At 71.7% G+C, this 20,519-nt stretch carries 18 protein-coding genes and 1 tRNA gene; 4 read left to right on the plus strand and 15 right to left on the minus strand.

The window, feature by feature from the left end:
* Positions 1-127: 127 nt before the first annotated feature.
* The 4 genes from AWQ68_RS00450 to AWQ68_RS00465 are packed head-to-tail and all read right to left on the minus strand — an operon-like array spanning position 128 to position 4,868.
* Complete coding sequence (locus tag AWQ68_RS00450) at positions 128-1,276, minus strand: thiolase family protein (RefSeq protein WP_066932756.1); 1,149 nt, start codon at positions 1,274-1,276, stop codon at positions 128-130.
* On the minus strand, positions 1,269-2,321 hold the full coding sequence (locus AWQ68_RS00455) for a thiolase family protein (protein ID WP_066932758.1): 1,053 nt from the start codon (positions 2,319-2,321) through the stop codon (positions 1,269-1,271). Before AWQ68_RS00455 ends, AWQ68_RS00450 begins: the two co-directional genes overlap by 8 nt.
* Complete coding sequence (locus tag AWQ68_RS00460) at positions 2,321-3,241, minus strand: Zn-ribbon domain-containing OB-fold protein (RefSeq protein ID WP_174554062.1); 921 nt, start codon at positions 3,239-3,241, stop codon at positions 2,321-2,323. The genes AWQ68_RS00455 and AWQ68_RS00460 overlap by 1 nt, the downstream gene beginning before the upstream one ends.
* Positions 3,242-3,278: 37 nt before the next feature.
* Positions 3,279-4,868 carry an acyl-CoA synthetase gene (locus AWQ68_RS00465; RefSeq protein ID WP_066934057.1) on the minus strand — a complete coding sequence of 530 codons (1,590 nt, stop codon included), beginning with the start codon at positions 4,866-4,868 and terminating at the stop codon, positions 3,279-3,281.
* Between the two features lie 292 nt (positions 4,869-5,160).
* On the opposite strand from AWQ68_RS00465, the gene AWQ68_RS00470 reads away from it, so the two are divergent.
* From AWQ68_RS00470 to AWQ68_RS41885, 3 genes are all read left to right on the plus strand, one after another.
* Positions 5,161-5,976: a crotonase/enoyl-CoA hydratase family protein gene (locus tag AWQ68_RS00470; RefSeq protein ID WP_066934062.1), complete on the plus strand. Its 816-nt coding sequence runs from the start codon at positions 5,161-5,163 to the stop codon at positions 5,974-5,976.
* 115 nt (positions 5,977-6,091) lie between these two features.
* A complete protein-coding gene (locus AWQ68_RS00475) occupies positions 6,092-6,934 on the plus strand; it encodes an SGNH/GDSL hydrolase family protein (RefSeq protein WP_066932762.1) in 843 nt (280 codons plus the stop codon).
* A 199-nt stretch (positions 6,935-7,133) separates the two neighbouring features.
* Positions 7,134-7,212, plus strand: a tRNA-OTHER gene (locus tag AWQ68_RS41885).
* 14 nt (positions 7,213-7,226) lie between these two features.
* Here the strand turns inward: AWQ68_RS41885 and AWQ68_RS00480 are convergent.
* From AWQ68_RS00480 to AWQ68_RS00495, 4 genes are read right to left on the minus strand one after another with little or no spacing between them, the layout of a single operon-like run.
* Positions 7,227-8,270: a UDP-N-acetylmuramate dehydrogenase gene (locus AWQ68_RS00480; protein WP_066932765.1), complete on the minus strand. Its 1,044-nt coding sequence runs from the start codon at positions 8,268-8,270 to the stop codon at positions 7,227-7,229.
* A 16-nt stretch (positions 8,271-8,286) separates the two neighbouring features.
* On the minus strand, positions 8,287-9,321 hold the full coding sequence (locus tag AWQ68_RS00485) for a serine hydrolase domain-containing protein (RefSeq protein ID WP_066932767.1): 1,035 nt from the start codon (positions 9,319-9,321) through the stop codon (positions 8,287-8,289).
* Complete coding sequence (locus AWQ68_RS00490; protein ID WP_066932769.1) at positions 9,321-10,646, minus strand: UDP-N-acetylglucosamine 1-carboxyvinyltransferase; 1,326 nt, start codon at positions 10,644-10,646, stop codon at positions 9,321-9,323. The genes AWQ68_RS00485 and AWQ68_RS00490 overlap by 1 nt, the downstream gene beginning before the upstream one ends.
* A 6-nt stretch (positions 10,647-10,652) precedes the next feature.
* Complete coding sequence (locus AWQ68_RS00495; protein ID WP_066932772.1) at positions 10,653-11,402, minus strand: LbetaH domain-containing protein; 750 nt, start codon at positions 11,400-11,402, stop codon at positions 10,653-10,655.
* A 260-nt stretch (positions 11,403-11,662) separates the two neighbouring features.
* Between AWQ68_RS00495 and AWQ68_RS00500 the strand changes: the two genes are divergently transcribed.
* Positions 11,663-12,961 carry a helix-turn-helix domain-containing protein gene (locus AWQ68_RS00500; protein WP_066932837.1) on the plus strand — a complete coding sequence of 433 codons (1,299 nt, stop codon included), beginning with the start codon at positions 11,663-11,665 and terminating at the stop codon, positions 12,959-12,961.
* Between the two features lie 144 nt (positions 12,962-13,105).
* On the opposite strand, the gene AWQ68_RS00505 is transcribed toward AWQ68_RS00500, so the two are convergent.
* The 7 genes from AWQ68_RS00505 to pgfA all read right to left on the minus strand — a co-directional run bounded on the left by AWQ68_RS00505 (position 13,106) and on the right by pgfA (position 20,461).
* Positions 13,106-13,360, minus strand: a complete 255-nt coding sequence (locus tag AWQ68_RS00505) for a hypothetical protein (protein WP_066932840.1) — start codon at positions 13,358-13,360, stop codon at positions 13,106-13,108.
* Positions 13,357-14,775: a hypothetical protein gene (locus AWQ68_RS00510; protein ID WP_066932843.1), complete on the minus strand. Its 1,419-nt coding sequence runs from the start codon at positions 14,773-14,775 to the stop codon at positions 13,357-13,359. The genes AWQ68_RS00505 and AWQ68_RS00510 overlap by 4 nt, the downstream gene beginning before the upstream one ends.
* A 355-nt stretch (positions 14,776-15,130) precedes the next feature.
* Positions 15,131-16,243, minus strand: a complete 1,113-nt coding sequence (locus AWQ68_RS00515) for an NAD(P)H-dependent flavin oxidoreductase (protein ID WP_066932846.1) — start codon at positions 16,241-16,243, stop codon at positions 15,131-15,133.
* A gap of 193 nt (positions 16,244-16,436) precedes the next feature.
* On the minus strand, positions 16,437-17,195 hold the full coding sequence (gene dprE2 / locus AWQ68_RS00520; RefSeq protein WP_066934066.1) for a decaprenylphospho-beta-D-erythro-pentofuranosid-2-ulose 2-reductase: 759 nt from the start codon (positions 17,193-17,195) through the stop codon (positions 16,437-16,439).
* A gap of 28 nt (positions 17,196-17,223) precedes the next feature.
* A complete protein-coding gene (gene dprE1 / locus AWQ68_RS00525; protein WP_066932849.1) occupies positions 17,224-18,564 on the minus strand; it encodes a decaprenylphosphoryl-beta-D-ribose oxidase in 1,341 nt (446 codons plus the stop codon).
* Entirely contained in the window at positions 18,561-19,541 is a 981-nt protein-coding gene (locus AWQ68_RS00530; protein WP_084463521.1) for a decaprenyl-phosphate phosphoribosyltransferase, read from the minus strand. The genes dprE1 and AWQ68_RS00530 overlap by 4 nt, the downstream gene beginning before the upstream one ends.
* Positions 19,541-20,461, minus strand: a complete 921-nt coding sequence (gene pgfA / locus AWQ68_RS00535) for a cell envelope lipid trafficking protein PgfA (protein ID WP_066932852.1) — start codon at positions 20,459-20,461, stop codon at positions 19,541-19,543. The genes AWQ68_RS00530 and pgfA overlap by 1 nt, the downstream gene beginning before the upstream one ends.
* Positions 20,462-20,519: the final 58 nt, after the last annotated feature.

Consider the following 20,519-nt stretch of genomic DNA (forward strand, 5'->3'; position numbering starts at 1 on the left):
CGTCGCGAGCGCGGATCCAGACGGATGCATCGCAAGGCGGAGAAGGAGGCCGTAGCGGACGACTCCGACAACGAGGCGAGGCGCCGTCTGGGCCGCGCGCAGCAGGGCTTGATTTGGCGGACACGACCTAAGGTTTCCGGTTGCTGACGATCCACATGGCGAAGAACTGGGCGCCTCCGCCGTACGCGTGGCCGAGGGCGGTGGCCGCGCCCTCTACCTGGTGCTCTCCGGCCATGCCGCGTACCTGCAGCGCGGCCTCGGCGAACCGGATCAGCCCGGACGCGCCGATGGGGTTGGAGCTCAGCACTCCGCCGGAGGCGTTCCACGGGATGTCGCCGTCGAGCGCGGTGCATCCGGCCTCGGTGAGCTTCCATCCCTCGTTCTCGGGGGCGAAGCCGAGGTTCTCCAGCCACATCGGCTCGTACCAGGAGAACGGGACGTAGACCTCGGCGACGTCGATGTCCCTGCGCGGGTCGGTGACACCGGCCTGGCGGTAGACGTCGGCGGCGCAGTCCTTGCCCGCCTGCGGGCTGACAGTTTCCCGTCCGGCGCGCGTGAGCGGCTCGGACCGCATGGCCGCGCCGTGGATCCAGGCGGGCGTCCCGGTGACCGCCTTCTCCGACGCCAGCACGATCGCGCACGCGCCGTCGGAGGAGGGGCAGGTCTCCAGGTACCGGATCGGCTCCCAGAGCATCGGGGTGGACTCCACCATGGCGCGGTCGATGCCGGGGATGCGCAGGTGCGCGTACGGGTTCTTCAGCGCGTTGCGCCGGTCCTTGACGGCGACGAGGGCGCCGATGTGGTCGGGCGCGCCCGACCTGCGCATGTACTCGCGGATGTGCGGGGCGAAGTAGCCGCCCGCGCCCACGACCAGCGAGGCGCCGAACGGCAGGTGCGTGGACAGCGCCCAGGTGGCGTTGGACTCCGACTGCTTCTCGAACGCCACCACGAGCACGCGGTCGTGGACGCCGCCCTGGATCAGGGACGCGCCGACCAGCGCGGTGGAGCCGCCGACCGAGCCCGCCGTGTGGACCCGCATCATCGGCTTGCCCGCGGCGCCGAGCGCGTCGGCGAGGTACGCCTCGGGCATCATGACGCCCTCGAACAGGTCCGGGGCCTTGCCGACGACGACCGCGTCGATGTCCGCGAAGGTCAGCCCGGCGTCGTCGAGCGCGCGTATGGCGGCCTCGCGGACCAGCCCCGCGATGGAGACGTCCGTGCGCTTGGTCGTGTAGCGCGTCTGTCCCACGCCGATGACGGCGCAGCGTTCACCCACGACGGGCTCCTTCCTGGGACGAGGGCGCCGACTCCAGCACCGCGACGAGGTTCTGCTGGAGGCAGGGACCCGAGGTCGCGTGCGCGACGGCCCGGCGGGCCCCGCCGTCGAGGATCCGCCGCGCGGCCTCGCCGAGGCGGATCAGCCCGGTCGCCATGACGGGGTTGGCGGCGAGCGGCCCGCCCGAGGGGTTGATCACGGTGTCCTCGGGCAGTTCGAGCGCCGCGCGCAGGATGGGCTCCTCGTGGCTGAACTGCACGTGCAGCTCGGCCACGTCCACCGGCCCCTTGCCGACGCCCGCCGCGCGGGCCGCGTCCGCCGCCGACGGCGACCTGGACAGGTCGCGCATCCCGAGGTAGTGCGGCTCGATCCGGTGCGCGATGCCGCCGATGTACGCCGGGTTCTCGGCCAGCTCCCTGGCCAGGTCGCCGGCGGCCAGCACGATCGCCGCGGCACCGTCGGTGATCGGCGCGATGTCGTACGGCCGGAGCGGCTCGACCTCGTACTCCGCCCCGGAGGGGTCGGGCAGGTCGAGAGCGTGGGGGTTGGCCCGGCCGTCGGCGCGGCTGCGCCGTACGATCTCGTCCAGTTCGGTCCGGTCACGGCCGAGCGCGGCGGCCTGCAGGGCGGCGTAGGAGACCTGGTCGAGGCCGAGCGGCGCGAGATAGTACGGGTCGAGCTGGAGCGTCATGATCTCCCGCAGCTCGCCGGTCGACGACTTGCCGAAGCCGTAGACGAGGGCGGAGTCGATGTCGCCGTGCTGGAGCCGGACCCACGCCTCGTACAGCGCGAAGGCGGCGTCCATCTCGACGTGGCTCTCGCTGATCGGCGGCCAGGCGCCGAGCGCGTCGAGGGCGGAGACGAACGAGAACGGCGCGCCGGCGAGGTAGTCGCACGAGCCCGAGCAGGTGAAGCCGAACCGCGACAGCCCGGTCGCCCGGCGGACCTCCTCGATGACCGGGTGCAGCATCTCGGCCTCGGTCAGTCCGGTGTCGTGGCCGGTGTGCGTGGTCTGGGCGAACGCCACGATGGCGACGTCGCGCATCACGCCTCACCTCCCGGGGCGTCGGCGGAGAGATCGACGTCGGGCTCGCCGGTGGGGGCGAACCACCTGATGTTGGCCATGGGCATCGTGCGTTCCTCCGGAGGCACCCAGACGGCGCGCACCCGCATCCCCTGCCGCACCTCGTGCGCGGGGACGCCGCCGACCAGGGCGATCATCGGGATGTCGGTGCCGTCGAGCAGGATGTACGCGGAGACGAACGGCACCTCGGGGGCGCGCGGGTCGGGCAGGTTGTTGATGGCGAACGTCGTGACGGTGCCGGTGTCGGCGACCTCCCGCTCCTCCTCGATCAGGGCCCCGCAGGACGGGCAGGAGGTGCGGTAGGGGACGTACACCTGGTCGCACGCGGCGCACCGGCCGCCGAGGAGGACGCCGTCCTTGATCTTGGTGAAGAAGCGGGTGAGCGCCGCGCCGGGGCGCACCCGGTACTCCGCCCGCACCGGCGCGCTGATCATGGTGACCTCGGGGACGAAGCACTCGATGTCGGTGATGTCCCCGGAGGGCCGCTCCCGCCATCGTGGCCGGACCCGCAGCCCGGGCCGCATCGCCTTGGCGGCGCCCGCGTCCACCGCGTGGACGAGCGAGGTGTCCGCGCCGTCCATCCTGATCGTGGCCCAGGCGAACGGCCGGTCGAGGGGGTGGCCCGCGCGCGGCGCGCTCACCCACGCCCACGCCTGGACGGTGCCGGCCGGGCCGACCTCGACGTACTCGCCGGTCACGGCCTCGCCGGTGTCCGGGTCGTACTCCAGGGGAGGCACCAGCACCCGGGCGCCCGCCGTGCGGACGCCCACGATGCGCCGGTCGCGCAGCTCCGTGAGGAAGCGGCCGATGACGGGGCCGGTGCTGCGGGTGTAGCCGCCGGGGAACTCCAGGACGTGCCGGGCCTCCAGCGGGTCGGACACGGCGGGCGGAGTGTCGGCGGGTAAAGCGGACGGCGGGTCAGATGGCACGGTCCCTGCCCTCCCAGTAGGGGTCGCGGAGCTTGCGCTTGAGCAGCTTGCCGTTCGGCTCGCGCGGCATTTCCTCGATGAAGTCGATGCTCCTGGGCCACTTCATCTTGGACAGGCGGCCCTTGAGCGAGTCGAGGATCTCGGCGGCCAGCTCGGGCCCCGGGGTGGAGCCGGGCGCGGGCTCGACGACGGCCTTGATCTGCTCGCCCCACTCGTCGTCCGGGATGCCGAAGACGGCGGCGTCGGCGACCTTGGGGTGGACCAGCAGCTCGTTCTCGATCTCGGCGGGGTAGATGTTCGCCCCGCCCGAGATGATCATGTCCGCCTTGCGGTCGCAGAGGAACAGGAAGCCGTCCTCGTCGAGGTAGCCGATGTCCCCGACGGTGAAGTAGTCAGTGTCTCCCCCGACCCCCCTTCGGGCACCCACCCCCACCGGCAACCGGGCCGCCTCGGTCTTGGCCGGGTCGCCCTTGTACTCGAAGACGGCGCCGGCCATCTTCATGTAGACGGTGCCCGGGGTGCCGGCGGGCACCTCACGCAGGTCGTCGTCCACGATGAGGATCTCGCTGATCGGCCAGGCGTTGCCCACGGTGCCCGGGTGCTTCTTCCAGTCCCCGGGGGTCGCGATCGTGCCGCCGCCCTCGGTGGCCGCGTAGTACTCGTAGATCACGTCGCCCCACCACTCCAGCATCTGGAGCTTGACCGGTACCGGGCAGGGCGCGGCCGCGTGGATCATCCACCGCAGCGAGGACAGGTCGTACGCGCGGCGGGTCTCCTCGGGCAGCGACAGCAGCCGCTTGAAGTGCGTCGGGACCATGTGGGAGTTGGTGACCCGGTACTTCTCGCACAGGCGCAGGGTCTCCTCGGCGTCCCACTTGTCCATGTAGACGAGGGTGTGCCCCATGTGCAGGGCGGTGCCGCCGAACTGCGTGACCGCGGTGTGGTAGCTCGGCGAGGTGACCAGGTGGACGTTGGGCCGTCCGCTCGTGATGCCGAAGAACCCGAGCAGGAACGACAGGAACTCGGCCGCGTCGTCCGGGTCCAGGCCGCTGAGCGGACGCCGCACGCCCTTGGGGCGGCCGGTCGTGCCCGAGGTGTAGTGCATGGTCGCGCCGGCGGTGCGGTTCTCGGGGAGGGTGTCCGGGCGGCCGTCGGTCAGTTCGGCGAACGGGCGGAACCCCTCGACCCGGCCGAACGCGAAGCACCGCTCCGGCGCGATGCCGGACTCCTCGGCGCCCTTCGCCCCTTCGGCCGCGTACCGCTCGTGGACGAAGAAGGCCTTGGCCTCGCTGTCCGCGACGATGTAGCCGATCTCGGGTCCGGTCAGGTGCCAGTTGACGGGGGTGTAGTACCACCCGGCCTGCAACGCGGCGAGATAGAGGGTCAGGCCGTCCACGCCGTTGGGCACCAGTCCGCAGATGCCGTCCCCCGGCTGGAGGCCGAGCTCACGGAGGCCGTGGACCAGACGGTTCGCCCGGGCGAGCAGGTCTCCCGCCCGGTGTTCCGTGCCGTCCGGATCCACCGCGGCGATCCAGTCCGGATCGGCCTGCGCGATCCTCCAGAAACCAAGCGAGCCCATGTCCATGCTCCCTGTCCGGTGCGTTTCGGCGCGCCCCATCCGTGAGCCGAGGACTCCGTCGCGGCGCGGTCTCTCCCCCTGTTTCTGCCCCCAGAACACGCCAGGCTGTGTCGGCCCCTGGCCCGACCGGCGATGCCAAACGAGAATCGGTTCTAGTACGTTGCGGGCAGACTAACCCGGGCATGCTCGCCGATCAAGCGCTCGTTTTGTCAATCTGGCGGCGGCGGGCGGGGCCGATCTAGGATCAGGTTCTCTCTTGCGTGACCAAGCGCTTGACTAAGCGGAGGTGTCCGTGGATCTCCTGCCGATCAGCACGCCGCACTGCCGGGTCGAGAGGGACGGCCCCGTCGTGATCGTCACAATGGACCGCCCCGAGGCCAAGAACGCGCTCTCGACCGACATGCTGGTCGGCCTGGCCGACGCGTGGGCCTACATCTCGGCCGAGCCGGAAGTCCGGGTGGGCATCCTGACCGGCGCGAACGGCACGTTCTGCGCCGGAGCCGACCTCAAGGCCATGGGGTCGCCCTCGGGCGACGAGCGGACCCGCCGGCGGGCCGCCGAGATCGGGGACTACCACTGGAAGGGCCTGCTCCGCGACACCGCGTCCCTGCCCACCAAGCCGATCATCTCCGCGGTCGAGGGGTACGCCGTGGCCGGCGGCACCGAGCTGCTGGTCGGCACCGACCTGCGGATCGTCGCCGACAGCGCCACCCTCGGCCTGTTCGAGGCCCGGCGGGCGCTCTTCCCGATGGGCGGCTGCGCCATCCGGCTCCCGCGCCAGATCCCGTACGCGTTCGCGATGGACATCCTGCTCACCGGCCGGGCGATCACCGCGTCCGAGGCGCTGGCGATGGGCCTGGTCAACCGGGTCGTCCCGGACGGCACGGCCCTGGAGCACGCCCGCGAGCTGGCCGCGGAGGTGGCCGCGTGCGGGCCGCTCGCCGTCCAGGCCATCCTGCGGACGTACCGCGAGACGCTCGGGATGGGCGAGGCCGAGGCGCTGGAGGTCTCCGACGCCATCGGATGGCCGGTCATCGGCTCGCAGGACGCCAAGGAGGGCGCGCTCGCCTTCCGGGAGAAGCGCCCGCCGGTTTACCGCGGAGCGTGACAGGGGCGTCGCGACCGTTGTGAATTGGGACTGTTCGCGACACCGGGGGCACGTTACGATCCCTCCCGCCATTACCAAGCAGTAGCTTGGTTCACCCCCCGAGGAGGACGTCACGATGCCCCCGCGTATCGCGATCACGACCGCCGTCGGCGCCGCCCTGCTGGCGCTCGCCCCGGCCGCCCCCGCCCAGGCCGACGACGTGACCTACTACCTCGCCCTCGGCGACTCCCTCTCCGTCGGCGCGCAGCCGCTCGGACAGGACAACGCGACCGTCCCGACCGACGAGGGCTACGCCGACCAGCTCTACGCCAAGCTCAGGGCGGAGGAGCCCACGCTGCGGCTGGTCAAGCTCGGCTGCCTCGGCGAGACCACCAAGTCCTTCGTCCAGGGCGGCGTCTGCTCGTACGACGGCGCGAAGTCGCAGCTCGCCGCGGCCAGGAAGTTCCTGCGCGAGAACGGCGCCAAGGTCAGGTACGTGACCGTCAGCATCGGCGCGCAGGACGTCTACGGCTGCATCACGCCCGACGGCGGCGCGAACACGGGCTGCATGCTCAAGGGCACCGCCTCGGCCGCCCTCCACATGCCGGAGGTCGTCGGCGGCCTGAAGCTGGCCGCGCACCGCTCGACCCGGCTGATCGGCATGGACTGGTACAACCCGGGCGTGGCCGCCTGGCTGCTCGGCGACGACGGCAAGAGCCAGGCCAAGCAGTCCGTGCTGCTCAACGACACGCTCAACAGCACCCTGAAGGTCAACTACGGCGCCTGGGGCTTCAAGGTCGCCAAGGTCAACGCCGACTGGCAGTCCAAGAACTGGACCGAGGACACGCCGTTCGGCTGGCCGCGCAACGTCTGGGAGCTGGTGGCGCGGAGCTGGATCGCCAACGTGCCCGGCGTCTGGCTGCCGAAGGGCCACGGGTACGGCAACATCGCCGACACGTTCTACGCCGTGGCCCGCTGACCCGGGTCACGGCCTTCCCGCGGGACCACTTCATGGAGTTGGTGCTCGACGAGGCGGCCGAGCCAACGCCCGACGGCGCCCGGACATGGGCGGGGGCGTCCGGTGACCATCTGCCCCCCGTCACCGGCGGGAAGAACGCCCGCCCTCCCCGTGACGGGAGGGCGGGCGTTCTTTCTGTGAGATCATGAGCACGCTACTTGCTCTTTTCGTCTAGCGGCCCAGGACACCGAGCACCCGCAAGGGACTCGGAAACGCCGGTTCGAATCCGGCCGAGAGCACCGTGATCATGTAGCTATATGTGATGACCGACCATGACGGGTTCCGGGCGTAGCCGTATTCCTGTCTGCCGCATGACCTGGCCGGCCAGAGTGCGCAGCGCGGTGGCGAACGCCGTGGCGGTGGCGCCGTCGCTGGCAACCAAGGTGAGGGTGCGCCGGGTAGAGCAGTACACGCCCGGGGCCAGGCGCTGACCTGGGTGGTGACCACACTGCTGCAGAAGCCATCCGGCGCTGGCACGGACGATCTGCCGCCCGTCGGTGCTGTCGTGGCGGTTGAGCGGTCCGCCGGAGGCCCCCACCATGGCCGCCTGGTTGGGGGTGAGCGGAGGGTTGAGGAAGACCGATCCGACCTGGCGGGCGTCCGGACCGTCGATGGGAAGCAGCAGGCCCCGGGAGCGTCGGTCTGCCAGGACACCGTCTACGGCCTCGGCCAGCGGCGGCCGGGTCCCGAGCGGCACACCAAGCGTGTCGGCCAGGTGCTGATACGTCACGGGTGCGGCGTGGCGGCTGCGGGTAAGGCGCAGGGTGACGGCCAGGATGGTCCACCGCCCGGGCTCGGTTTTGAAACGCGAGGTGCGGTAGCCGAAGCCGCAGGATGTGGCCGGCAGGTGGACGATCTGCCCCGACCGCCAGTCGTGGGCGGTGACGGCGGTCAGGGTGTCGGCGATCTGCTGGCCGTAGGCGCCGCTGTTCTGCACCGGAGCGGCCCCGACGCTGCCGGGGATCCCGGCCAGATACTCGATGCCCGACAGGTGCTCGGCCACGGTGTAGCGGACCAGGTGCTGCAGAGGTTCCCCGGCCTGGACGGTCACTTCGACCGCGCCGTCGCCGACGGCCCGGGCGCTGATGCCGGTGGTGGCCATGCGGATCACCAGGCCGGGGTATCCGGCGTCGGCGGCCAGGATGTTGCTGCCGCCGCCGAGCGTGCAGGGAGGGTTGGGATGCCGGCGGGCAGCGTGTGCGAGGTCGGGCCAGGTGGCCGGGTCGGTGTGGGTGAGCAGTTCCTGGGCGGGTCCGCCGAGGCGGAGGGTGGTGTGCTGGGATAGCTGCTCACCCATGATCGGATCCCTTCGTTCAAGCGGCGGAGAGGGTTTTCAGGGCCAGGTCGCGCAGCGGCGCCAGGCGTCCGCGGCCGTACCCGTAGTAGACGGCGTTCGTGCAGATCACCACGTAGCGGCCGTCGTGCGGGGCGAGGTAGAGGCTGGTTCCGGTCCAGCCGTGGTGGTAGGCGAGGCGGCTGTCGTCGGCTAGGATCCACGCCAGGCCGCGCTGCACGCCCGGCTCGATGGTCACCTGACCGATGAGGCTGGCGCGCAGCCACCCGCCCAGCTCCGACTGGCCATCGGAGTACGCGGCCAGGAGCTGCTCGGCGTAGCGGGCCAGATCGAACGGGGTGGCGAAGACACCGGCGTGCCCGGCGATACCCCCGAGCAGGGCGGCGTTTTCGTCGTGGACGCTGCCCCAGATGCGGGGCGCGCCCGGGATGCGCTGCTCGGTGGGCGCGACGTCAGGCCGTCGGGCGACGGGGCCGTAGCAGGTGGACGTCATGCCGATCTGGCCCCACAGGTCGTCGGCGAGAGCCTCCAGCGGCAGTCCGGCCATGTGCGCGATGGCGAGGCCGAGCAGGATGTAGCCGCGGTTGATGTAGCGGTGGGTGCCGGGCTCGTCCTCCAGGGGCTCGCGGCACAGCAGCTCGTGCAGGGGTGCCTCAGCTCCGCGGTAGTGGTCCAGCCGGGTGGCCGCGCGCAGCCCGCTGGTATGGCTGAGCAGTTGGCGGATGGTCGCCTGACCGCTGGGTGCCTCGCCGGAGAAGACGGGTAGGAAGTCGCGTACCGGCGCGTCGAGCTTCAGCAGGCCGGCGTCGAGCTGCTGGCCAGCAAGCGGCCAGGTGGACACCACCTTGGTCAGCGAGGCGATGTCGTACAGGGTGTGCTCGGTGGCGGGCGCTCCGCTGGCTTCCTCTCCGATGGTCCCGGCGGTGATGACGTGCCGTTCGCCGTCGCGGGTGCCGCAGACGATGACGCCGCCCGGGGTGACGCGGCCGTCGACGGCTTGGCGGAGGGTTTCGGCCAGGCGGCTCGTGTCGTCGAGGGTGAAGTCTGTGGGCATCAGGCTGCCTCCACATCGTGGATGGTGATGTCGGCTCCGAGCGCGGCGAGTTTGGCCGGTAGGCTGCCGTAGCCGCGCCGCAGGTGGTACATCCCGGCGATGGTAGAGGTGCCGTGGGCGGCCAGTGCGGCGATCAGCAAAGCTGTCACCGCCCGGATGTCGCCGCCCTCGACGTGGGCGGCGCGCAGGCTGGCTGGGCCGCGCACGTGCACGGTGGTGCCGGTGGCGTGCACGTCGGCGCCGAAGCGGCGCAGCCCGGCCGCATGGGTGTCGCGGCGCGGGTAGACGCGCTCGTCGACCGCGGAGCCGCCGCGGGCCTGGGTGAGCAGGGCGGCCAGTTGCGGGGCCGTATCGGTGGGCAGGCCCGGGTGCGGCCCGGTGGCCACCCGAACCGCCTGTAGGTCGCCAGGCACGCTGGCCACCAGGCCGCTGGGTTCGTCGGCCAGGTGGACGCCCGCCGCCCCCAGGGTCTGCAGCAGCCCTTCGGGGAGGGCGCTGGTGGTGACGCCGTCCAGCTGGACACGGCCACCGGTCGCGGCGGCAGCCATGATCAGGGTGGCCGCCTCGATCCGGTCGGCGGCCACGGCGAACGTGCCGCCTCCGGTCCGGTCGCTGCCAGCCACGTACAGGCCGGTGCCGTCGAACGAGACGGTGATGCCGAGCTGGGCCAGGAAGCGGGCGGTCTCGGTGACCTCGGGCTCGATCGACGGGTTGGTGATCAACGAGGTGTCGTTGGCACGGGCGGCCAGCAGCATCGCGGTCACGGTGGCACCCAGACTCGGCCCGTACGGCGTGGCCACGTCGACGTGGAACGGGCGCACACCGCCGCGTGCGCACACCGCCCGGATGAGGTGGCCGTCGCCGGTGACCTCGGCCCCGGCGGCGCGCATGGCGGCCAAGTGCCGGTCGATGCGGCGCTGGCAGAAGGCGTCCCCGCCCGGCGCGGGGAAGGTCACCTGCCCGGCTCGGGCCAGCACGGCGGCTGCCAGCACCGCAGTGGTGCGCACACGGCCGCCGAGCAGCGGGTCGATCACCGGGGTCAGGGCGGTGGCGGGGGTGATGGACAGGCGGCCGCCCCAGAAGCGGGCGGGGGTGCCGGTCGCGGTCAGGATGCGGGCGCACACGTCGGTGTCCAGGATGTCCGGGGCGCCTGCCAGCACGACGGGGGCGTCGGCGAGCAGCGCGGCGGCGTACAGGTGCAGCGCGATGTTCTTACTGCCCTGCACCGGTACCCGCCCGTTCAGCGGGATACCGCCGGTGGCCTTCACCACGGCGTTCAAACCGCTGCCGTGAGTGTTGCCGGTCGGGGTGCTGTTGCTGGTCATGGTGTCTCACCGCACCCGGGCGCCGGCGGGCAGGAAGCCGCCCACGTGGTCGCGGGGGTAGATGACGGTTCCGGGGCCGATCAGGGTGCCCGGTGACAGCACGGTCCCGGCTGGTAGCGCGACGCCGTCGCCGATCACGGCCCCGAACTTGGTCTGCCGGGTGCCGATCCGCTGCCCGTCCAGGGTGATGGTGATCTCCTCGGTGGCGGGCTCGGCCACCGGCCCTCGGTCGCAGCGCAGCCCGGTGGTCGAGCAGAATGCGCCGATGTTGACGCCTCGCCCGATGACGGAGTCGCCGACGAAGCAGGGGTGTTTGGCCAGCACGTCCGCGACGAGGAGGCTGCGGGTGATCTCGGCGGCGAAGCCGATGCGGCAGCCGGGGCCGATCACGCTGTGGTCACGCACCAGCGCCCCGGCTGCCACCACTGCGCCCGAGCAGATGAGCACTGGGCCGACGACGTGGGCGCCGGCCTCGATGCGGGCTCCGGCCTGAACGATGACCAGGCCCTCCACATGGGCGTCGTCGGCGACGAAACCGCCGCTGGCGACAGCCAGAATTCCGGGGGTGTCCAGGTCAGCGCACATGACGGGCTTGATGTCGAACACCGTGCGGCAGCGGGCCAGCAGGTCGGCCACGTATGGGCTGGCGGCGGCGTCGGTGTAGTAGGCGGGGATGAGCCGGGTGTCGGCGGTGTGGGTGCCGGCCGCAGGCGTGGTGATCTCGCAGCGGCCGAGAGTTCGGGTGGGAGACGACATCAGCGGTTCTCCTCTCATCGTGGCTTGATGCAGCGATGGGGCGGACGGCCGTTCAGGGCGGCCATTTGCAAGGAGAATCCCGTCATGTCGCGCAGAGAAGTGGATTTTCACGGGTTGCACGGGCGAATGCAGAATTTGCAAACGGGCTGGACAGCAGTGGCGATCGGCCTACCATGAAGCCGACGAGCTGACCATCCGATCATGATCAGTCACGGAAGGTACTCACAGCCGGGGTGGCCGGGCGACCTTCGGGAGCCGTGATGGGCGCACATGACAGCGTGTGGTGCTCTCCACAAGCACGGTCGTTGATCGCAGCTCGTGACATCGGCGGCGCGATCAAATTCGCCCGGCAGCTACGCGGCTGGAGGCAGGCCGACCTCGGCCGGCACGTCGGATACTTGGCGTCGACGATCTCCCGGCTGGAGACCAGCAAACGCGCATCGACGGACATGGCGATCCTGCACCATGTCATGTCCGTGCTCGACGTGCCCGTCGAGGTTCTGGGCGAGCTTTTGGGCCTCACCGCCGCGCGGGTAGCGACAACGACGGCCCAGCCGATAGAGGATGACCCCATGCGTCGACGCACGTTCCTCGCAGGCATCATCCCGCTTGGGCTGCTGGCCAGTCTTGAAGACGCCTTGGTACTGCTGCCGTCGCCGGCACGGTCCGCTCACTCCGGAGAGGTAGCGGCTCGCCTCGCCCGCGCGCGCCACCAGTTCGACATGGGGGCCGTGTCCCGCCTCGTCGCTGATCTGCCTGATCTGCTCGCTGTCGCCCACGAGGCGACCGACCGCGAAGGCACGCCCGCCTCAACGGCGCGGCTGGCTGCCTGCTACGACCTCGCCGCGGAGGCGCTCAACAAGGTCGGTGCCACCCGTGCGAGCAGGGTGACCGCGGACCGGGCGATGCTGTACGCGAGGCAATCCGGCTCGCCGATCGCCCAAGCCGCCGCTGCGCGGTCCCTGGGCATCGTGCTCCGGCACGACGGCCGCCACCGTGTCGCCGACCAGCTCGCCTCCGATGCGTTGTCCGCCCTGGAGATGACTGGCCTCAGGACCCAAGCCCAGTCGGCGACCTACGCTCAGATCCTTTGCACCAGCGCTTACACAGCTGCGCAGGCGGGGGATCGCGACCGTGCCTTGGAGATGATCCGAGAGGCGCAGCGCGCCACCGTCACCCTGCCTGATTATCCGGTGCCAGGCCAGCCGTTCACCGTCACCCCTGCGCACGTCACCCTCTATCAGGTCGGCGTGCATTGGTCCCTGGGCGATGCCGGCGCCGCCCTGCATGCTGGGCGTGTCCTACGTGCGGCCCAGTTCTCAACGCCCGAGCGGCGTGGACGTCTGCACACCGATCTGGCGCGCGCCTGGTGGCAGTGGCGCAAGCCTGAGCAGACGGCGTCAGCCCTGCTTGCGGCGCATGGGCATGCTCCGAGCGAGGTCCGCGACCGGTCCGCGATCCGGCAAATAGCAGTGGAGCTGGCCGAGCGGCATCCCCGCGTGGCCGGTGTGCCCGAGCTCGCCGCGGCGATCGGCTACCGGCGGGCCTCTCCCCGCTGACCACAGCCTGGTGGCGAGTCCGCGGGAGGCGAGCAGCGCGATCTGTCGGCGTGCCTCCTAGGGTTTCAGGAAGCTCATGACGTGCAGCCGAACGTGGTCGAGCACGTCGTCTTTCACGAGCGGCAACGCGGTCGCTGGGCCGGGTCACGGGGTGGTGTTCGGGGCGGGGATCCCGAGCACCACCCCGGTCACGCACAGATCCACCGACGGGTCCGCCAGGGTGAGCGTCATCGCGGATCCCGTCCCCGTGGCGGGGAAGTAGACCCCCGCCTGCCCCGCGCGCAGGGAGAGCTCCGCCCGCGCCGTTCCGAGCCGGGCCGTCGCGGCGGTGGCCCGCTCCGCGACGTAGGTGAACCCGGCCACGGCGTACGCCCCGTCGGACCGCACGGGGAGCGTCACCGTGCCGTCCTCCTGGGGGAAGCACCGGCTCCCCCGCTCGGGCGCGGCATAGCCGCCGAGGATGCGCGGCGCACCAGGCTCCGGCCGTCCTCGGCCAGGACCAGCGGCTCGGCGGTGGGGCGCGGGTGGCGCATCCGGTCCCGGAGCGGTTCCGGGGCGAGCGGGCTGAGCAGGTGCGAGCTGAGGTTGCCCTCGCCGAACCCGTAGATCAGCACGTCCTCCGGGAGCGGCTGCGGATAGACGTCGGCGGTCGCCGGGGCCGCCGCCAGGGTCGCCCGGACCGCCTCGACGTAGCCGCGCGCCCGCGCCCGCTGCGCCGCGAACTGCCCCGTGTACGCGTCCGCCGAGGCGTACGACGCGACGAGGAACACGCCCACCAGCACGACAGAGACCGCGGGGACGGCGAGGCCGCGCGGCGGCAGCGCCCGGTACGGCCGCGTCTCCTCCCCCACCGGCAGGATCGTCAGGCCGGCGCAGAGGGCGAAGACGACGGCGGCGTCGGCCACGTAGCGCGGTTCCAGGGCCTGCGCCTCGAACGCGCCGCGCCCGAGCAGCACCGGGAGAAGGTCGGCGACCACCAGGTAGGAGAGCAGGGTCGTCCACGCCCGGGCCACCCGCGCCCGCAGGACCAGCGTCGCCGCCGCGTACAGCGCGAGCACCGCCCACGCCAGCGCGATGCCCCACCAGGAGGGCGCGACCAGCCCGCCGAACCAGGTGTCCGGGCCGCCGAGGGCGGTGGTGGGGAAGGTCTCGCCCAGGAGCCGCGCGGCGAACAGCGCGGTCTCGCCGGCTCCGGGCAGGCGCACCGGCTGGTGGCCGGTGTCGGCCGTGACGGCGTACAGCACAGCCGCAGGGGCGAGGACCACGGCGAGCGCGCCCCAGACGGGCAGGTTCCGGCGCAGCGCGGTCCAGCAGCCGCGCGCCCACGGACCCGCCGCGAGGTACGCGCTCGTGAGCAGGAACAGCAGCAGCGGGATGCCGACCGCCGCCTTGAGGAAGAACGAGGCCAGCCCGAACAGGTACCAGCCCGCGACCGCGACGACGTGCCGGATCCGGCGGGTGCGCGCGTAGTGCACCTGTGCGGCGAGCGCCATGCAGATCGCGAGCTGCAGCGGCACCAGTTCGAGCCCGGCGGCCCACCACAGCAGGCCGGGCAGCGTCAGCGGCGTGAAGAGGTACAGCCCGAGCGGCACCAGGATCAGCGGCCGAGCCCCGAACAGCACCCGCAGCAGCCGGTACATCGCGAGCGAGGCGGCGGCCTGGAGCGCCAGCAGCGCGCCGCTCGCCAGCTCCCAGCCGTACGCGTCGATCCGGGTGACGACCCACGCGAGCGCGAACCCGGCGGGCAGCAGCTTCGGACCCCACGGAGCGGTGAGGTAGTCCCACCCGAGGCCGCGCTCGGCGGCCCTGGCCACGAAGGCGAAGTCGTCGCCCCAGAAGTAGCCGCGACCGAACAGCGACCATTTCCAGAGCAGTTGCGCCGCGACGAGCGCGAGCGCGGCGGACGGCAGCGCCTACCGGCGCAGGAACGCCACGCTGAACCAGCGAGGGAGTTCGATCTCGAAGCTCCTCGACGGGGCGCCCGCGCCAGCTCTCGGTTCCACCGGCTCCGCTCCTCTGTGAGGTCGGCATCTCCCCGCAGCGGCCGAAAATCATGCTGGGAGTCACGTTTTACCGCAGATCACCACAAGGGAATGAGCACACGGCGATAACGTTTGATCGCGGAGCCGGTGAGTCCGATTTCTGGAGATTTTCGTCGTCGGTGGCCGCTCAGTCGTCGGAGATACGGCCGAGGCGGTCCATGGCCTCCACGTAGCCCTCGACCAGGTCGAAGACGACCTGCTTGGCCGACTTGACCTGGTTCATCGTGCCGATGATCTGGCCTGCCGGGAACGTGGCCAGCTCGCCCGCGTCCGACCGGCCGATCCGGCGCAGCGCGTCGGAGATCAGCATGAACTGGAGCGGCATCGGCAGGGTGCCGGGCGATTCCGCCGACTCCCACGCGTCGGTCCACTCGTTCTTGAGGAGCCGGGCGGGCTTGCCGGTCCAGCTCCGGGAGCGCACCGTGTCGCGGGAGGTGGCGGCGAGGATCCGCTGCCGGGCCAGCTCGGGCGTGTCGGCCTCCTCGACGGTGAGCCAGATGGAGCCGGTCCACACGCCCTCGGCGCCGAGCGCCATGCCCGCCGCCATCTGGCGCCCGTCGCCGATGCCGCCCGCGGCCAAGACCGGCACGTCCACCGCGTCCACCACCTGGGGGATGAGCACCATCGTGGAGATCTCGCCGGTGTGGCCGCCGGCCTCGGTGCCCTGGGCGACGACGACGTCCACGCCCACCTCGACCTGCTTGACCGCGTGGCGGGGCGTGGAGGCGAGCGCGGCCACCTTGACCCCGTGGGCGTGCGCCTGCTCCACCACGTCGGCGGGCGGCGGGCCGAGGGCGTTGGCGAGCAGCGCGATCGGGTGCCGCAGCGCCACCTCGACCTGCGGCCGCGCGGTCACGTCGGTCCAGCCGAGCAGCACCTTGCCGGGGTCGTCCCCGGTGAGCGGCGGCACGTCGTGCCGGGCCAGCAGGTCCTCGACGAACTGGCGATGCCCGGCCGGGATCATGCCCTGGAGCCGGGCGAGCAGGTCGGCGGGAGAGTCGACGCCGAGGTCCGCGCCCTCGTAGGAGGCCGGCATGACCACGTCCACGCCGTACGGCCGGCCGCCGACGTGCTCGTCGATCCACTTGAGCTCCATTTCGAGCTCTTCGGGGGTGAAGTTGAGGGCGCCGAGCACTCCCATGCCGCCGGCGCGGCTGACCGCGGCGACGACATCACGGCAGTGACTGAACGCGAAGATCGGGAACTCGATCCCGAACATGTCGGTGACACGTGTCCGCATGGCCCGACTGTATGCCGGGCCCCACCAGACTGCAACGTGTTCTAGTGAGAACCTTTCTCCGGCTTTTCTGAACGCCACGCTACTGATCAGTAACCAGAGCTCGGCAGTCAAATAGAACGCGTTATATAGATCGTTTCCGATATGTCGCCCGGCGGTTCTCCGGCGACCCGCCCCGGGGGCCTCCCGCGCGCCGTCAGCGGGGCATCCGCCGCCAGATCGCCTGGGGCAGCAGCCGCATCACCGTGAAGGCCGGCCGCAGCCGCGCCGGGACCCACACCACCCGCGCCCGCGACCTGAGCGCCTCGATCACCGCGTCGGCGACCTCGTCCACGCCGACCGCCATCGGCGCGGGCGTCATCCCCTCGGTCATCCGCCCGATCACGAATCCCGGGCGGACGATCAGCACCCGCGCCCCCGAACCGTGCAGGGCGTCCCCCAGCCCCTGCGCGAAGCCGTCCAGGCCGGCCTTGGCCGAGCCGTACACGAAGTTGGCCCGGCGGACCCGCACCCCGGCGACCGAGGAGAGCACGACCAGCGTGCCGTGGCCCTGCTCGCGCAGCCGGCGCGCCGCGGCGAGCCCGGCCGAGACGTGGCCGCCGAAGTTGACCGCGACGTCGCGGGCGGCCACCTCCGGATCCCGGTCGTAGGCCGCCTGGCTGCCGAGCACGCCGAAGGCCGGGATCACCACGTCGAGATCACCCAGCTTGGCCGCGGCCGTGTCGATCACGTCCTGGTGCGTCTCGGGCCGGGACGCGTCGAAGTCGACCACGTGCACCTCGGCGCCGAGCCGCCGCAGCCGCTCCAGCTCCTCGTCCGGGACCGTGCCGCCGCGCGCCGCCAGCATGACGCGGCTCGCGCCGTCCCGGACCAGCCGGGCCACGATCGCCAGGCCGATCTCGCTCCTGCCGCCCAGCAGCAGCACCGTGTCCACCGAACCGAGCGCGTTCCTCACGCCCACCCCTCCTCATGCGACGGCCGGTTCACAGCCGCAGCCTCCTGGCCAGATCCGACCGGAACACGCCGTCCGGGTCGGCGGCGTCCCTGATCGCGCGCCACTCCTCCAACCGGGGATAGCTCGTGGCGACCGACGCGGCCGACGTCCGGGAGTCCTTGGCCAGGTAGAGCCGCCCGCCCGCCTCCACGACCCAGTCGTCGAACGTCCGCAGCAGCCCGGCCAGCCCCGGCACGCCCGCCGGGATGTCCAGCGCCAGCGTCCAGCCCGGCATCGGGAACGACAGCATGCCGGGAGTGCCCACGCCGAACCGCTTCAGCACCGTGAGGAACGACACCACCCGGCGGGTCGACAGGGTCCCGACCACCCGCCGCAGGGTGTCCTCCGCGCCGAACGGCACCACGAACTGGTACTGCACCAGGCCGCCCGAGCCGTACATCCGGTTCCAGCCGGCGACGGCGTCCAGCGGGTGGAAGAAGGGCGTGACGCCCTGGATCAGCCCTCGCCTGGCCTTGGGCGCCTTGCCGTACCAGACGGCGTTGAACGCGCCGACGGTGGCCCGGTTGAGCAGGCCGTCCGGCACCCAGGGCGGCGCGGCCAGGCGCTGCCGGGGAGCGAACGCGAGCGGGTCGCCGCGCACCACGCCGCGGACGTCCTCGCGGGTCGCGTGGTCGCCGCGGGTGAGCACGCTCCGGCCGGTGCGCCCGCCGCGGGCCATCAGGTCGATCCAGGCCACGGTGTAGCGGTAGCGGTCGTCGGTCGCGGTCATCACGTCGAGCGTCTCGTCCAGGTCGCGGGTCCGCTCGACGTCCACCCGCATCCGGGACGTCTCGATGGGGACGCACGCGAAGGTCGCCTCGACGATCACCCCGGTCAGGCCCATGCCGCCCACGGTCGCCCAGAACAGGTCGTCGGCCGGGCCGAGGACGCGGACGCTCCCGTCGGCCGTGACCAGGGTCAGCGAGCGCACGTGCGCCCCGAACGACGAGTCGACGTGGTGGTTCTTGCCGTGGACGTCGGCGGCGATCGCCCCGCCCACGGTGACGTACCGGGTGCCCGGCGTGACGGGTACGAACCAGCCGCGCGGCACCAGGGCATTCATCAGGTCGTGCAGGCTGGTCCCCGCCGACGCGGTGACCTCGCCCGCCTCCGGGTCGAGCGTCCAGGACGGCGGCAGGGCGGTGCAGTCCAGGACCGTGCCGCCCGCGTTCTGCGCCGCGTCGCCGTACGCGCGGCCGAGGCCCCGGGCGAGGAGCCCGCGCCCGGCCGTGTTCTCCTTCACCAGCGCCGCCACCTCGTCGGCGGAGCGGGGGCGGGCGAGCGTGGCGGGGGTGGGGGCGGTGCGTCCCCAGCCGGTCAGAAGCGTCATGTGAGGTAGATCCCGATGGCGAGCAGGAGGAGCAGCAGGCCGAGGAAGACCTGCAGCGGCCGGTCCCTGAGGGCCAGTTCCTCAGGTTCCTCCCCTATGCCGCGATCCACAAGTAGCGCGTGTCTCAGGACGACGAGGACGAACGGGACGATGCTCAGCGCATGGAGGCCGAGGGCCGCCCCCTGGTGCTCCTGAAGCGCCCACAGGCAGTACGTCACGATCATCGCGCCCGAGGTCATGGAGCGGACCCCGGCCAGATAGGACGTGGTGTACACGCTGAGCGTCGAGCGGGTTTCCCGCGCCTTGCCGGCGTTCCGGCTCTTCGCGGGGTTTGCAACTTTCACCCCCTTCCGCTCCTGCGCGCGCAGCTCGGCCTCCCGCTTGCCCGCGACCAGCAGGAGCGACCCCAGTGTGATCACGACCAGGAACCAGCTCGTGACCGGCACCGACACCGCCACCGCGCCCGCGTACGCCCGGATCACGTGGCAGCCGGCGACCGCGACGAGATCGACCACCGGCTGGTGCTTGAGCCAGATCGTGTAGCAGAAGGTCAGCACGAGATAGCCCGCGACGACCGCGCCGAGCCGCCACCCCCCGGCCAGGCCGACGGCCAGGCCCGCGACCAGCAGCACCGCGCCGGCCGCCCGCGCCGCCGGGACCGGCACGATCCCCGCGGCGATCGGCCGGAACCGCTTGCGCGGATGGTTGCGGTCCGCCTCCACGTCGGCGGCGTCGTTGAAGAGGTACGTCGCGCTGGCCGCCAGGCAGAACGCGGCGAACGCGATGAGCGAGCCGCGCGCCCCGGGCCCGGTCGTCAGCACCCCGGCGGCGGCCGGGGCCGCGAACGTCAGCACGTTCTTCAGCCACTGCCGGGGACGGCAGGCCCGCAGCAGCCCGACCGCGAGAGACCTCCGCGCGCGAAAGCCCGCCGGCGGCGGTGCCACCGGCGGGCGGACGGGCGCGCCTCCGCGCCCCATCAGGCCTCGCGGGACGACGGGACGCGGAGAAGCACGATCCCGCCGAGGACCAGGGCCACGCCCAGGATCAGCGAGACCAGCGGGAGTGCGGTGGAAATGAGGGTGATCTGGCTCAGGTTGTCGCGGACCGTTTTGGCCAGGTTCTTGACCGTCTCCGGCGTCATGACCGCGGTCGCGACGAACGCCGGCATGCGCTCGACGCCGTCGCTGGTCTTGAGCACCTCGTGGCGCTGCTGCTCCTGCTTCACCGGCGCGCCGGTCCTCGGCTCCACCCAGAACGTGTTCACGCCGTCGTACACGCGGTCGGCCGCGACGTCACCGGTCTCCGTCATGCCGAGTACCGAGGCCGGGACGTTGAGGCTCTGGACGACCGTCGGCGGCACCTTCTGCACGAACTTGTAGACCGAGAGGCCTTCGACCGTGTCCTCTCCCGCGAACACCGCGTCGTACGCCTTGCGGGTCGACGAGTTGAAGACCTTGTACGTCTTCTTCTCGACGCCGAAGGGGAACAGGTAGATCTGGCCCTCGAGCTGTACCGGCTCGGTGTCCACGTTCGCGCCGCAGCAGTTCACGCCGACGCCGTCGTACTTGTTGAAGGCACTGCGGAACTCCGTCATGGAGATGCCCGGCCGCCCGTTGGTGACGTCGCTGACGGAGGTGAACTGGTCCCAGACGACGTGGTCGTCCTTCGCCTCCTTGACGTCGCCGCGGGTGGTCACCGTGATGTCGACCGTGCCGGTGAGCACCTTCAGGTCCGGGATGCTGAAGTACTGGGCGTTCTCCGCCTTGAGATAGGTGACTCCGTACTGGTCGGCCGGGGCCTGGATCAGCTTGCCCGCCACCACGAATTTGACCAGCGGTGCGAGAACGATGAAGAACGCGCCGGCTGCCAACAGAACCACACCAACTAAGCGGCGCATCGCTCCTCCTGGGGGGTGAAGGCATCGTCTGCCGTTTTGTTCTGAAAACCGGTTCTAT

The sequence above is a fragment of the Microtetraspora fusca genome (assembly GCF_001570365.1).
Lineage (GTDB): Bacteria > Actinomycetota > Actinomycetes > Streptosporangiales > Streptosporangiaceae > Microtetraspora > Microtetraspora fusca.